Here is a 13,344-nt window from a genome sequence, read left to right on the forward strand (position 1 = left end):
CTGATGGTGGAGCCCAAACGTTATACCCCGCATCTTCTATATCAGAGAAGAAAGAGAGAGCATCTTCGGGAACAGTGGCGCAATCTCAAGCTTGTGGTGGACTGGACAGTCTGGCTGTATCTGCTAGTTCCAGGAATGTTATATTTTATCGGCTACTACGTCAGTCTGTGGACAAAAGCATTGCCAGCATGGGCAAGCGGGGGCATATCATTCCCTTTACTAACAGGGATTATCGAACTGATCATCCTGACGGGTGGAGTTCTTCTTTTTATCGAAGAAGCGGATGTATTGTTCCTGAAATCGAGAAGGGTCTGGATGCGAACACTGATGATGCGAGGACTTGTGCGGGTGACGGTGTTACAACTTGGAAAAATGATACTTATTACTGCAGTGGTTGCACCGCTATTCGTTCGTGTGTATGAAATGTCTCTTTTACAGATTGTGCTGACATGTTTCTGGTTGGGAACCGTAGCGTCACTTCAAGTCATTGCTATACATACTATCAAAGTTCGATATACGGGATGGCGGCGCTGGCTCTCATTGGCCTCACTTGTGATCGCCATGGGATGGATGACTGTCCGCACGTCGGCTTGGATGTTAGGGGACATGTATACGTGGAAAATCATGCTCAGTATTGCCGCCGTTCTGCTACTGCTCATTACGATGATCCAGATGAGATTACGTATGAAAGGTACATTTGAAGGCGATGTGCGTGAGGATTTGCGAAGCAGGCTCAGGTTAACAGCACTGATGTTAAGTCAGGCCGTGAGCAAGCCGAAGTCTCCACAGACACGAACAATTATTTTTCGTAAACCTCGCAAACTATTTCGTAAACGCTCCATTCCGAATCGGACAGCAGAGATCGCGTTTAAAGCATTTTTTCGGAATTCCGAGACGTTGAAATTGTATTTGCAACTGGGTGGGTTGTCTATTGCAGCGGTAGCCTTGCCACCGTTTCCGGTCAATGTCATCGTATGTGGGTTACTGGTCATTATGCTAACCGTGATGTTGTACCGTGCTTGGGATGGATTGGCTACGTCGGAGTATGTACAGCTTGTCACGTATGATTCTGCTGCGCTGCATGAAGCAGGCTCTATTATGGCGCGTATGTTATTGCTCCCACTTGTTGCAGTGATGGGGTATGTCATGGGAGTGTTCTGGCTGGACTGGATTTCCGGTTTTCTGACGGCTGCATGCACAGTGGCATTGGGTTATGGTTCAGTGTCCGTTGCAGGCTTGATTAGACAGACTCGTTCATGATTTGTTTTTGTATCACTAGGCTTGAAAGGAATTTGCTATCCGAGGCGCATATCACTTGGTTGAACTGCCCATGCTATAGAAGAAAAGGAATGTGAAGCACATGAATATTAGGTCGTCCTGTTTATGTATCTCTGGATTCATGGATGTCTTGATATTTTCAATAGGTTTCACAGACTGAGGATAGAATTATCTATAGTGAGGAGGAGTAGAGCATGATGGATAACGGTGAGCTTCAAGTACATTTTTCCGATCCTTCGGCACTGTTTGAGGCAAAAGCAACCTTGGAGGAATTAGGCTATAAGCCATATCAATCTGCACCACTTGAATTATATATTCCGACGGATCGGCAGGACCCGCAATCCGCAGTAGAGATTGTGCAATCACATGGAGGGAGTGCGGTGTTTGCTTCTTCTGTTGATCAACTGGATCAGTTCCAAAACGTATCCATTCCGGCACATCTGGTGAATGAGGACTGGAACGAAGGCTATGCACGCGGCGCAAGCCAAACGGTAAATTACGGTCAAAACGTTGATCAAGGAGTAGACCAGGGCGAACATAATTATAGTGATGATCCTGTTTATGATGACTCGGCGGATGGATTTTCCGGTAGCGTTAAAGCTTGAGGAAAAACTGCACACACGAATACATTTCCCCCGTACCTATCGCAGCAAACTGCAGGGTTCATCTGAAACTTACCTTGGAGCTGTAAAAAGTATCAAGCAAAGCAAAAGGCACCCCTTCGGTCATTGATAATGACATGTAGGGTGCCTTTTTGGTACAAGCCAATGATGCAGGTTGAGTGAGTGTCCCATGGGTTATCGCTGTATCTGAACATTTTCTAACGATCACAGAGAACGCTATTTGCTCGATTTAGCTTTAAAGCCCCCTAATCCAATTGGACACTCAAAGCTACCTCAGATACACTAAATGAAATGAGGAGAGTGTTCATGAAAAGACGATTTAGATGCCCAGTTGAGGCGAAAAAGGAGTATGTCGTAGAGGTGCTTTCTGGCCTCCGGACAGAGGTCGTGGCACGAAAGTACGGCATGTCTCCTAAAACGCTGACGACTTGGGTTCGTCAATACGAAGATGAGGTGGGGGAACTGGTGGCTAAAAAACAAAAAGAAACACAACAAATACAGCAAGATGTAGCCAACTATCAAGAATTACAGGAGAAATACAATGAAGCTTTGAAACTTCTTGGCGCAAAAGAATTAGAAAACCAGATTCTTAAGGATCTCGTTAAAAAAAAGTATCCCGACTACAAACCGCGATAGGTTGGATTGAGCGAGGATATCCTGTCCGTACGGTGCTCCGGATCTGCGATGTTCCTCGCTCAACATATTATTATCACTTGAAACACCCTGAACGCCAGCAACCCATAAGTAGCGGACGAAAAATCCCTGGATACTCTTACAACCAGCAAGGGAATCGTATTTCGGACACTCGGATTGTCGGGTTTCTTCGTCGTTTGATTCAAGGGCCAAATGCAGCGTTTGGCTACCGAAAACTAACCGTGTTGTTACGCCGAAAGTACAATCTGGTAATTAACAAAAAGAAAGTATATCGGCTCTGTAAGTCTCTCAGTATCCTTCTCCCTCAGCGCGAACAAATCCATACCGTACCGAGAAAAGTAGCTAATAACCGAACGGTAGATGGGCCTAACCAATTGTGGCAGATGGATATCAAGTACGGTTATGTTGCGGGGAAACGCCGGCACTTTTTCCTCGCAAGTATTATTGATGTTTTTGATCGTCGAATCGTCGCTCACCATCGCGGTAAAGCCTGCGACACGCAGAGCATCCTGCATACGCTCCGGCAGGCTATGGTAACGCGACGTATCCCTAAGACCGAGCCAAAGCTCGTGATTCGTACCGATAACGGCCCTCAGTTTATAAGCAAAGCGTTTTATAACTTCTGTGAAGAAGCAGGTTTAGAGCATGAGCGGACACCCGTTCGAACACCGAATAAAAATGCTTTTATTGAATCGTTTCATAGTGTTCTGGAACGTGAGTGTTACCAGCGACATTGTTTCGAAAGCTACGAAGAAGCCTTTTCCGAGGTAGACCGTTATATCCGTTATTACAACAAAGACCGTATTCACGGCAGTCTACACGACTGGTCGCCGACAGATTACCTGCGCCTGGTCAACGAAGGAACCATAGAGCCCAAATCCATTGCATTATGATGCGTCAATCTGAGAAAAAGCTAGCTAGTGTCCAATATTAAGGGGTTGAACCGTTAGAGGTGTTTGAAACTCTAACGATCTCCAGAGACGTTATTTTAGTAGAAATGGCTCATTTCAAGCTGTAAAGGCCTGTTTGGTGCCAAATAGCGTTCCTGGTGATCGTTAGAATTTAAAAATGATTAATTTCCACGGAATAAGGTTCGTGGTGATCGTTAGCGCTGAACCATGCGTAAAGCGACTCGCCAACTACCAGCATCGCACCGCACCGAACCACAACAACCGACACAGGCAACATATTGATGTGCACATTAAAGCCACGTCTGCAACGTGCATACAACACCGATACCTGAGAGATGGCAAGCAACATTTCACCACAACAGTCTGCCCCAGACACAATTCGATCACTCCATGCACTGGCCCTTGATCCTGTATGTCAACATCGCGTGGCACAGGCACTTGTCCCGACCATGAACGCCGAAAGCAAAAAGCAGAACACCAACCACCAGCTTACCTACGCATTAACATGTCTGTACTCCGCGGCATGCATGCCCGCAGTATACCCTGTAGAGAATGCAGCGGTAATGTTATAACCTCCGGTATAACCGTGAATATCGAGTACTTCTCCGCAAAAGAATAGTCCGGGCAGCAGCTTGGATTCCATTGTTTTAGGGTATATTTCCTTTAAGTGAACTCCACCTCCGGTAACAAAGGCTTCTTTAAGTGATCTTGTGCCGTCAACGCGGAAGGTGAAGGATTTCATCAGTTCGCACAGATGGTTTAACATACCTTTAGGGAAATGGTGAAATGTCAGGTCATCCCCGATCTCCGCGCGTTTCATCAATAGTGGAATCAGACGCTCTGGCACCCATGTTTTCAAAATATTTTTGACAGCCTTGCGTGACTCCTGCTCTAGGCCTTGCTTCACTTGTGCTTCCAGCGCGGCAGGGGTAAAGTCAGGGAAGAGGTCGATACTCATGGTGACCTGTGTATTCCCTGATTTCATCTGAACTTTGCGAATAAACTGACTGCAGCGTAGGGCAACCGGGCCGGATACACCAAAATGGGTGAAGAGCATATCTCCACGGTGAGAAATGACAGTTTTGCCTTTGGCATCGAGTACGGACAGGGCAATGTCACGAAGAGACAAGCCCTGTAATTCCTTGGACTGAATCCAGCTCTCTCCAGATACGATCGGCACCTCGGTTGGATACAATTCTGTGATAGTATGACCAGCCGCCTCAGCCCAAGGATATCCGTCACCTGTGGAACCGGTTTGCGGCACGGATTTGCCGCCTGTTGCAATAATGACGGAGCGGCCGTGAATGATTTTGCCTGAAGCGAGCTTAACACCTTGCACTTGCTGACCGTTATGAATAAGCTCTTTAACAGGTTCTTTCGTACGAATCTCGACGCCAAGAGAAACAATTTTCCCGACAAGCGCATCAACAACCGTCTTGGCTTTGTCCGTGACAGGGAACATTCTTCCGTTGTCTTCTTCTTTCAAGGCAATGCCGAGATTTTCAAAAAAACGCATGATGCCCTGGTTGTCCAGATTTTGAAACGAGCTATATAAAAAACGTCCATTACCCGGAATATGTCGAATAAGCTCATCCGTTTCTTTGGCATTGGTTACATTGCAGCGTCCTCCGCCGGAGATGCCCAGTTTGCGGCCTAATTGATCCCCTTTGTCCAGCAACAGCACAGATGCTCCGTGCTCGGCAGCTGCCACACAAGCCATCAGACCAGCGGAACCGCCACCTATTACGATAACGTCATACATACATAATTACCTTCTTTTTGATTGATTTTGTCTGTTTTTTATAGACAATGTCTGTTACTGCCTCTTTCTGAAATCAGACAGGGTGATTCGGTGTTCTATTTTGCAGTCTTAAGCGATATATTGTAATAAGCTGTCGCCTATGTTTTAATCAGAATTAAATGAGGGAATGTACAGGCAGAGGAGGAGATGACATTGTGGTTGCGTTAAAGGACATTCTTTTACAAGTACTGCTGGCCGGATCGGCAGTATTCCTGATTCCCTTATTATATTTGGGTCTCTCCAAACAACAGGTCATGCGGATGGATCATGCAGGTAAAGTCAATTTCAGCTTTGCTGCAACAAGTGTCATCAGTATGTTACTCTGTCTGATTTTTGCATTATCTGTAGGTTCCGAGACCGTTCCTATATCCCTGAGTATCATCCCGGTTACTCTTGCGATTCTATATTGTAAAGCCCACATAGGCGCTGCCTTGTCTATTCTACATATTCTCTTCTATTTTCTATTAGCACATCCCTATGATCTGTACGGATTTCTTCTTCATACGGGAATACTTCTCTATCCTATTGTATGGTTGTCTGCCAAACGATTCAAGCATAATACGTGTTCACGCAAAATGAATACGGTCATCGCGTTGATTACCGCTGAACTAGCTGTTGCGAGTCTGTTATGGGTGGTTTATGTCTATCCTTACACCACATATTCCAAGCTTCATCTGATTTTGTCAGCACTTGGATATACAGCAGGTGCACTGGCTGCTGGGGGCATGAGCCAGCTGTGGCTGGATCGGATGGGACGTTATCGCGGAATGGAACAGCAACTATCTGAAGAACATCACCATTACATAAGTGAAACGGAGAAACTGCACCAGATTTTGAATGCAGTACCTCTTTCTATAGCCACGGTAGATGTCGAAGGCAAAGTTGTGTTTGTAAACGAACTGATGAAACAAACGGCAAAAGAACAGCTTCCATGCACATCAGCACATAACTTGATTGGGCAGCACGCCAGTCAATTTGTCGAGCAAGAACAGGCGGATAAGATGGAACACAGTATTCAGCAAGCGGTTGTTCATGGTGAAGTAAGTGTGCTGACCGTGCGATACGGATCGCATGTATTTCTTTCCCGAACGGTGCCGATCTATGCTTATGCTGCAAAAGGCTCGAAGGAAGTCTCGGGAGCTATGATCACTATTCAGGATGTTACCGAGCTTGAGATGTTGCGTAGCGAACTTGATAATGTGGATCGTCTAAGCTTGGTGGGACAGATGGCGGCGAGCATCACGCATGAGGTGCGCAACCCGATGGCTGTGGTGCGAGGGTTCCTCCAGTTAATGCAGGAAAAGAGTCCTGAATCCCTGAATCATTATTATCGGATCGTTATGGAGGAATTGGACAGAGCCAACAGCATTATCAATGATTTTCTGTCCCTGGCTCAGAACCGTATAGCAGAAAAAGAAGAATCACAATTACACGATATCATTCATGAGCTAAGTCCTTTGTTATGGGCAGACGCCAATCTGCGAGGTCAGAGCATCGAACTGATGCTGGCCCATAATGTGCCGAAGCTACATCTGAATGCAAAAGAAATTAAACAAGTCGTATTGAATCTTGCTCGTAATGGAATGGAAGCCATGACGGAAAAAGGTGTGCTTACCTTGGAAACACGGATGGTTGATGACCGGGTGGAACTGTGTGTACACGATACAGGGCCGGGAATACCACCAGTGAAGCAGGAAAAGCTATTTGAACCATTCTATACAACCAAAGCTAAAGGAACCGGACTGGGATTATCCATGTGTCTGAGCATTGTCGAACGCCATAATGGCACAATTACCGTTGAATCTGAAGAAGGACAGGGAACGACCTTTAAAGTTGCCTTCCAGTGTTAGCTCATCAGCATATTTTGCCAGACCATAAGCCATAATAAGTGAGAGAAAGCTGTTCCGCAGGTGTTGTCTGAACCTTGCTTTCATTGCATGGGGATGTATAATAGGAATAGCACAGCGTGTATCCATTTTTTTCGATATGGACGCATTCGTTGGTGCATAGCTATTGTCCTCTAACTTTTCAAACGAGATCATAGAACAACCATTATAAGGAGTGAAACTGAATGTCGATGTCATTTGATCAATACATGAGAGATATGGTTCAGCCAATGCGGGATGAGCTGACTCGTCTGGGAATCCAGGAGCTGCGTACACCGGAAGAGGTTGAAGCAAGCTTGCCTGATGCTAAAGGAACAGCACTGGTTGTAATTAACTCTGTATGCGGCTGTGCAGCAGGTCAATGTCGTCCAGGGGTTGCTCAAGCACTTCAGAACGATTTAACACCAGATCATCTCTACACCGTATTTGCTGGTCAAGACAAGGAAGCTACGGCGAAAGCGCGTGAATTCTTTGCACCATACCCGCCATCCTCACCGTCCATCGCTTTGCTGAAAGACGGAGAACTCGTTCACTTTATCGAGCGTCACCAAGTGGAAGATCGTTCTGCAGAGGAAATCGCGGCTGACCTGACAAGTGCGTTTGAACGTTACTGCCGTTAATCCGCTTCATAGAACGCCCCGCACTTCGGATGCCCGATGCCGGGGCGTTTCATTTTGGACAGATCAGGTTATTGAACCATTCGAACCTTTCTAGCTGGACATCAACATACCTTTCAAACGAGCATCAAAATTCTATTTTAGTAGAAACGGGGTGTACGAACGATGAGTTTGCAACAACAGATCATCGCTGAATTGAAGGTTAAACCGAGTATTAATGAAGCTGAGGAAGTACGCAAGCGTGTGGATTTTCTGAAGACGTATGTCAAAAATTCCGGTACCAAAGGATTGCTGATCGCCATTAGCGGCGGTATTGACAGTGCTGTGGCAACGGCACTTTGCAAACAAGCTACGGACGAGCTTACCGCGGAAAACAATCAAGAGTACAAAACGCTGGGTGTGTTCCAGCCTTATGGAGAGCAAGCAGATATCCAGGATAGTTATGCTGTAGCCAAAGCATACGATCTGAAGCATGTTGTGGAAACAAACATCGAGGATGCCGTGAATGAAATCGCGCTGGAAGTAGAGCAGGGCTTCAAATCTCTTGGCAGTCCGCGTCATATGACTCATCAAGGCAAGGGCAATGTGAAAGCAAGAACACGTATGGTGATGCAATATGCGCTTTCTTTTGAAGAAAACCTGCTGGTCGTAGGTACGGATCATGCATCCGAAGCGATTACGGGCTTTTACACCAAATGGGGCGACGGAGCCGTGGATATCACACCACTGAGCACTCTCAACAAACGTCAGGTTCGTCAGCTGGCTGCTTACCTGAAAGTGCCGCAATCCATTCTGGACAAAGCACCTTCGGCCGGACTATGGGAAGGGCAAACGGATGAGGACGAGCTGGGTATCTCATACGAGGCGAACAGTGATTACCTTGAAGGCAAGCAGATTGACCCGGCTGCGCAAGAGCGTTTGGAGGCCTTTTACACACGCACACATCACAAACGTAATGCGATTCCTGGTATCTAAGGTTGGGGATTTAAAAGTGTAATCGAGTAGCGTACTTCATTTTGCAAATGAGTCGTTGCTAACAAAAAGAGTCACTGCCTTGAGCAGCGGCTCTTTTTGTTGTTCTATCTTACCGCCATTTCGTAGGGAGAAAATTTTAGCAAAAGTGGAAACGCGGATAACAGGTACTCGCATCCATGCACGCCTCCTGCTACAATAGAATATGTGTTCGGAAAGCTATGGATTCGTTGAAGTAAGGATTACTAAAGATTATCTTTTATAGCCTAAAAGATTAAGCGGGTGAATCGTTATGATATATGGCATTGGCAACGATGTATTAGAGATAGAACGGTTACGCAGGTTGCTGTCTGGCCGCCAGGCAGAGGCATTTATGAAGCGTATTTTAACTCAGGCTGAACAGGAAATTGCAGCTAGGCGCGGGAAACGGATGGCGGAGTTTGTATCCGGGCGTTTTGCGGCCAAAGAGGCGGTATCCAAAGCATTCGGATGCGGGATCGGCGCTGTCATGGGTTTTCATGATATCGAAGTGTTGCCAGATCCGTCCGGTCGTCCAGTCGCTACTTTGTCCAGTCAGGCCTGGGAGCGGCTTCAGCTACCGTGTGGTCAGAGATACCAGATCCATCTAAGCATTACACATCAGACGGAGCTGGCCGCGGCATTCGCGATCATTGAGCAGGGCGCGGGTGAACCGCTTGAGTGATATACGTATAGATGCGTCAGTTAAAATGAGGCGAGGAATTGCCTCTCGCTGAAATCGGGAGAAACGTGTGTACAGGAAAGGAAGGGCATATGGGTTTACAAGAACAGAAACGACATTTCAGCGTGAATCTGCTGGATTGGTACATGATTAATCGTCGGGATTTGCCGTGGCGTCGCCACAACAATCCGTATTTTACTTGGGTTTCGGAGATTATGTTGCAACAGACGCGTGTAGATACGGTGATTCCGTATTTTAACCGATTTATCGGGAATTTCCCGACCGTCCAGGCTCTTGCCGAGGCACCGGAGGAAGAGGTGCTAAAAAATTGGGAAGGGCTCGGATATTATTCAAGAGCGCGTAACCTTCAGGCAGCAGCAAGGCAAGTTATGGAGCTGCATGGCGGAGAGATGCCGCAGGACAAGCAGAGCGTCTTTGCATTAAAAGGAGTCGGCCCGTATACAGCCGGCGCTATCCTCAGCATTGCCTTCAACCAGCCACAACCAGCGGTGGACGGCAACGTCATGCGGGTGCTGTCCCGATATTTCCTCATTGATGAGGATATTATGAAGGGTAGCACCCGGGTTTTGATGGAAGAGCTCGCGGGAGAGCTCATTCCGGAAGGGCGAGCGCGTGACTTCAATCAGGCGCTGATGGAGCTTGGCGCGCTGGTATGTACACCCAAAGCGCCGCATTGCTTGACTTGCCCGGTGATGGAGCAATGTTCCGGCAGAATTGCCGGAAGGGAGCTTACGTTGCCGGTCAAGACCAAAGCGAAGCCGCCACGCCCTGAGCAGCGGCTTGTTGCCCTGGTGGAAGGCCGCGGTGCTCATCGCGGCCGTGTGCTTGTGCGCCAGCGCCCAGAGACAGGCCTGCTGGCCCGGATGTGGGAGCTGCCGCATGTGCTGGCGGCGCCTGCCGCAGCAGGTAAGGCGGCAGCGCCGCTGGCGGATGAGCCGGCCATGGCTTTGTTGGCCGGCAGTCTGTGGGCGGAAGGCTTCGCTGCCCGCCCGGAAGGGCTGGCTACCCATGCGGAGCATGTGTTCAGCCACATTGTCTGGAGCCTACAGGTGTACAAGTGCACCGAGCAGGACCAGAGCAGTGAGCTTCCGCTGATCGCCGCGGAAGCCAGAGCCGCCTATCATGCACAGGCGGCATCAATGGCAGAATCAGCCCCAGCTGCAGAATCATCTTCATCCACCGCCGCTCAAGCGGCGCAGGAAGCGATGACAGGCAAAGGCGATGGCCTCACTTATCAATGGATCGGCCCGGAGGATATGGAGAAGCTGGCGTTCCCTAATGTATTTCTGAAGCTTCTTCGCAACTATTTTGCTGGAGCCTATGATGAGGCAACGGAGCAATAAACAAAAAAGAGCCTGAATCGATCACAAGGATCGATTCAGGCTCTTTTATTCGAACAGCGTCTTATTTCGCTGCTGCGTAACGTTTGTTTACTTCATCCCAGTTGATTACGTTCCAGAATGCACCGATGTAATCAGGACGTTTGTTTTGATATTTCAGGTAGTAAGCGTGCTCCCATACGTCCAGACCCAGAACTGGAGTCAGACCTTCGAAGAGCGGGCTGTCTTGGTTAGGTGTGCTAGTAATGGACAATTTGCCATCTTTGCCTACAACGAGCCATGCCCAGCCAGAACCGAAACGAGTTGTAGCTGCTTTAGCGAAGTCTTCTTTGAACTTGTCAAAGCCGCCCAGTTCGCTATCAATTGCTGCTGCGATGTCACCTGTTGGTGCGCCGCCGCCGTTTGGTCCAATGATTTCCCAGAACAAGCTGTGGTTAGCATGTCCGCCACCGTTGTTACGAACCGCTGTGCGGATGCTTTCTGGTACGCTGTCCAGGTTAGCGATCAGATCTTCCAAGCTTTTGTTTTGCAGTTCAGGAGCGCTTTCCAGAGCTGCGTTCAAGTTAGTTACGTAAGTGTTGTGATGGCGATCGTGGTGGATTTCCATCGTTTGTGCATCGATATGTGGTTCCAGTGCATCGTTAGCGTAAGGAAGTGCTGGTAATTGAAAAGCCATAGTGAAATACCTCCTGAGATTTTTGTGATTTGTTGTTTAGGTACATATGTAATAATACCCTTGCCATTATTATTAAACCGCATTCGGGATAATTAATCAACATTTTTGTTTATTAAGTCCCCCAAACCGTTAATCAAAAGCGAGGCCAGAGATAACAAACATATTTTACCCATTATGAATAAAATTATGAGATTTCGACGGAAAAAATCGTTAAAATTAAAGCGAAATCAATGTAAACGTTTACAATAAAGCGCTTTCAGAAGAAAATGCGTGTTTTATGGAGAAAAGTATGGTTTAATTGACGAAGAAGCGGTATTTTCTCGTTTTTTGTCATTATATGAACATCGGGTTTTTGGTAAAAGGGGATTCCCTTTTTGGTAAAACCTCATCTAAGCTAACGAAAAGGGAGATTTAAAACATGCACGTTCGTTCCTTTCAGTTGAGTGATGCAAGCCAGATGACGGAGCTTCTCCAGGTTGCACTATCGGAAGAGTGTTATGAGAACACGATGGGCCCGTTTGCCCGTCAATTGTCATGGGATTCTGACCTGATCATGGTTGCGGAAGAAGAGGGAGACCTCGTGGGCGCTTTGATTGGTACGATTGATCAAAACCAGGGATGCATCTACCGTATTGCGGTTCATCCAGACTATCGTCGCCGCGGCGTCGGTAAAACACTTGTCGAGGCTATGGAACAGCGGTTCCAGCAGCGTAAAGTCAGCCAGATTTGGGTGGCTGGTGATGAGCACAACAAAGCAGCCATGCCTTTGTATGAAGCAATGGGATATGGGGCCAATAAGATTCTGAGTGCTTTTCAGAAACTTAGTATTTTGTCCAAGGCTTAATCGATGTAGGTAAATTCGGTGTAGTTAGACAAAGAAATAAAGGGATTTTCATTTCATATTAGGCATATCTGTTCACGCATCATGGCGTGAGAGATATGCCTTTCTATTTGTATGAGGAGGGAGCGGCTGATATGCATCCTGTTTCCTTTTTTCCAAAGCGTGTATAAAAGATTGTAATTGTCTGTATGCTGGTGGGCATCTCCAATTGTTTCGCTCTTGCAAATAGAGTAGACTGAAAAGGAGTACGACCATGGTTATACGATAAATCTACAAACTGATAAATGAGGTGTCTCTTTGAATTCTAATATGCCTTCTATGGAGCATTCGACGTTTGAGGAGCAAAATCAGAAGCCTGTCCCCAAGCAGGCAGGGAAGTCCTGGTCAGCCGAATTGTGGGACTGGGTGAAGACCATTGTGGTGGCTTTTGTGATCATGATGCTGCTTAACCTGTTTGTATTCAATCTGTCGATGGTCAAAGGACAGTCTATGCAACCAACGCTGGTCGAGTCTGATCGTCTGTTTGTAAACAAGATGGTCTATCATTTCGGTGAACCGGCCCGGTCGGATGTGATCGTTCTTCGTGATCCGAGTGAAGATGCAGGCAAGAAAGATTTTCTGGTGAAACGAATCGTTGGACTTCCTGGAGATACAATTGAGGTCAAAGACCATCATCTATATGTAAATGGTGTTCAGCAGGCAGAGAGTTACACCGACATTGAGGTACAGGACCCTGATTTTGGGCCGCTTACCCTGGCATCGGATCATTTCTTCGTCATGGGAGATAATCGTCATGAAGGTAAAAGCAAGGACAGCCGTGTGTTTGGGAGTATAACTTCCAGCGAGATCGTCGGTAAAGCCGAGTTTATTTTTTGGCCTTTCTCCGAGATAAAAAAGCTGTAAAATGTTGGACCACAACAACTTCGAAGCGCAATTTGCGTTTAACCATACAGGCACGTAGACTTTACATTTAATCGTATGCAAGACTTATATCGTTATAGTTCAGCGCCTGGTCTCTTAAGTG

At 47.0% G+C, this 13,344-nt stretch carries 15 protein-coding genes; 11 read left to right on the top strand and 4 right to left on the bottom strand.

Annotated features, from left to right (window positions below):
• Positions 1–3 precede the first annotated feature (3 nt).
• The 4 genes from MHI38_RS19560 (at position 4) to MHI38_RS19575 (ending at position 3,448) form a co-directional block, all read left to right on the top strand.
• Positions 4–1,260 (top strand): ABC transporter permease, encoded by a 1,257-nt coding sequence (locus MHI38_RS19560; protein ID WP_154892190.1) that lies wholly within the window; start codon positions 4–6, stop codon positions 1,258–1,260.
• Positions 1,261–1,472: 212 nt separating this feature from the next.
• A complete protein-coding gene (locus tag MHI38_RS19565) occupies positions 1,473–1,883 on the top strand; it encodes a hypothetical protein (RefSeq protein ID WP_154892191.1) in 411 nt (136 codons plus the stop codon).
• A gap of 324 nt (positions 1,884–2,207) precedes the next feature.
• A complete protein-coding gene (locus MHI38_RS19570) occupies positions 2,208–2,537 on the top strand; it encodes a transposase (RefSeq protein ID WP_308723560.1) in 330 nt (109 codons plus the stop codon).
• A gap of 5 nt (positions 2,538–2,542) precedes the next feature.
• A complete protein-coding gene (locus MHI38_RS19575; protein ID WP_308723561.1) occupies positions 2,543–3,448 on the top strand; it encodes an IS3 family transposase in 906 nt (301 codons plus the stop codon).
• Between the two features lie 169 nt (positions 3,449–3,617).
• Here MHI38_RS19575 and MHI38_RS19580 read toward each other — a convergent pair whose 3' ends face one another.
• Both MHI38_RS19580 and MHI38_RS19585 read right to left on the bottom strand, forming a co-directional pair.
• On the bottom strand, positions 3,618–3,842 hold the full coding sequence (locus MHI38_RS19580) for a hypothetical protein (RefSeq protein WP_341181552.1): 225 nt from the start codon (positions 3,840–3,842) through the stop codon (positions 3,618–3,620).
• A gap of 117 nt (positions 3,843–3,959) precedes the next feature.
• The gene (locus MHI38_RS19585; protein ID WP_154891892.1) at positions 3,960–5,228 is read right to left on the bottom strand and encodes a BaiN/RdsA family NAD(P)/FAD-dependent oxidoreductase; all 1,269 of its coding nucleotides are present in this window, start codon (positions 5,226–5,228) and stop codon (positions 3,960–3,962) included.
• A 194-nt stretch (positions 5,229–5,422) separates the two neighbouring features.
• On the opposite strand from MHI38_RS19585, the gene MHI38_RS19590 reads away from it, so the two are divergent.
• The 3 genes from MHI38_RS19590 to nadE all read left to right on the top strand — a co-directional run bounded on the left by MHI38_RS19590 (position 5,423) and on the right by nadE (position 8,745).
• Entirely contained in the window at positions 5,423–7,117 is a 1,695-nt protein-coding gene (locus tag MHI38_RS19590) for a two-component system sensor histidine kinase NtrB (protein WP_186809851.1), read from the top strand.
• 221 nt (positions 7,118–7,338) lie between these two features.
• Positions 7,339–7,773 carry a BrxA/BrxB family bacilliredoxin gene (locus MHI38_RS19595; RefSeq protein WP_090924929.1) on the top strand — a complete coding sequence of 145 codons (435 nt, stop codon included), beginning with the start codon at positions 7,339–7,341 and terminating at the stop codon, positions 7,771–7,773.
• A gap of 162 nt (positions 7,774–7,935) precedes the next feature.
• A complete protein-coding gene (gene nadE / locus MHI38_RS19600; RefSeq protein ID WP_090924930.1) occupies positions 7,936–8,745 on the top strand; it encodes an ammonia-dependent NAD(+) synthetase in 810 nt (269 codons plus the stop codon).
• A 36-nt stretch (positions 8,746–8,781) separates the two neighbouring features.
• Here nadE and MHI38_RS19605 read toward each other — a convergent pair whose 3' ends face one another.
• Entirely contained in the window at positions 8,782–8,919 is a 138-nt protein-coding gene (locus tag MHI38_RS19605; protein WP_186809852.1) for a hypothetical protein, read from the bottom strand.
• A 115-nt stretch (positions 8,920–9,034) separates the two neighbouring features.
• Between MHI38_RS19605 and acpS the strand changes: the two genes are divergently transcribed.
• A complete protein-coding gene (gene acpS / locus MHI38_RS19610) occupies positions 9,035–9,445 on the top strand; it encodes a holo-ACP synthase (RefSeq protein ID WP_154891894.1) in 411 nt (136 codons plus the stop codon).
• Between the two features lie 89 nt (positions 9,446–9,534).
• Positions 9,535–10,806 (top strand): A/G-specific adenine glycosylase, encoded by a 1,272-nt coding sequence (gene mutY / locus MHI38_RS19615; protein ID WP_221791452.1) that lies wholly within the window; start codon positions 9,535–9,537, stop codon positions 10,804–10,806.
• Positions 10,807–10,867: 61 nt separating this feature from the next.
• Here the strand turns inward: mutY and MHI38_RS19620 are convergent, their stop codons facing one another.
• Complete coding sequence (locus MHI38_RS19620) at positions 10,868–11,479, bottom strand: superoxide dismutase (protein WP_123066845.1); 612 nt, start codon at positions 11,477–11,479, stop codon at positions 10,868–10,870.
• Positions 11,480–11,897: 418 nt separating this feature from the next.
• On the opposite strand from MHI38_RS19620, the gene MHI38_RS19625 reads away from it, so the two are divergent.
• Both MHI38_RS19625 and lepB read left to right on the top strand, forming a co-directional pair.
• Positions 11,898–12,323: a GNAT family N-acetyltransferase gene (locus tag MHI38_RS19625; RefSeq protein WP_090924581.1), complete on the top strand. Its 426-nt coding sequence runs from the start codon at positions 11,898–11,900 to the stop codon at positions 12,321–12,323.
• A 315-nt stretch (positions 12,324–12,638) separates the two neighbouring features.
• Positions 12,639–13,223: a signal peptidase I gene (lepB, locus tag MHI38_RS19630; RefSeq protein ID WP_341181935.1), complete on the top strand. Its 585-nt coding sequence runs from the start codon at positions 12,639–12,641 to the stop codon at positions 13,221–13,223.
• The last annotated feature ends 121 nt before the right edge of the window (positions 13,224–13,344 follow it).

The organism is Paenibacillus sp. FSL K6-1558, from assembly GCF_038002565.1.
GTDB classification, from domain to species: Bacteria; Bacillota; Bacilli; order Paenibacillales; family Paenibacillaceae; genus Paenibacillus; species Paenibacillus polysaccharolyticus.

Bases quoted from the DNA above. Each gene is read 5' to 3' on its own strand.
- MHI38_RS19565 (WP_154892191.1), top strand. From the start codon at position 1,473: ATGATGGATAACGGTGAGCTTCAAGTACATTTTTCCGATCCTTCGGCA.
- MHI38_RS19570 (WP_308723560.1), top strand. From the start codon at position 2,208: ATGAAAAGACGATTTAGATGCCCAGTTGAGGCGAAAAAGGAGTATGTC.
- MHI38_RS19595 (WP_090924929.1), top strand. From the start codon at position 7,339: ATGTCGATGTCATTTGATCAATACATGAGAGATATGGTTCAGCCAATG.
- MHI38_RS19625 (WP_090924581.1), top strand. From the start codon at position 11,898: ATGCACGTTCGTTCCTTTCAGTTGAGTGATGCAAGCCAGATGACGGAG.
- MHI38_RS19605 (WP_186809852.1), bottom strand. From the start codon at position 8,919: ATGCGAGTACCTGTTATCCGCGTTTCCACTTTTGCTAAAATTTTCTCC.
- acpS (WP_154891894.1), top strand. From the start codon at position 9,035: ATGATATATGGCATTGGCAACGATGTATTAGAGATAGAACGGTTACGC.
- MHI38_RS19620 (WP_123066845.1), bottom strand. From the start codon at position 11,479: ATGGCTTTTCAATTACCAGCACTTCCTTACGCTAACGATGCACTGGAA.
- MHI38_RS19560 (WP_154892190.1), top strand. From the start codon at position 4: ATGGTGGAGCCCAAACGTTATACCCCGCATCTTCTATATCAGAGAAGA.
- mutY (WP_221791452.1), top strand. From the start codon at position 9,535: ATGGGTTTACAAGAACAGAAACGACATTTCAGCGTGAATCTGCTGGAT.
- lepB (WP_341181935.1), top strand. From the start codon at position 12,639: ATGGAGCATTCGACGTTTGAGGAGCAAAATCAGAAGCCTGTCCCCAAG.
- MHI38_RS19585 (WP_154891892.1), bottom strand. From the start codon at position 5,228: ATGTATGACGTTATCGTAATAGGTGGCGGTTCCGCTGGTCTGATGGCT.
- nadE (WP_090924930.1), top strand. From the start codon at position 7,936: ATGAGTTTGCAACAACAGATCATCGCTGAATTGAAGGTTAAACCGAGT.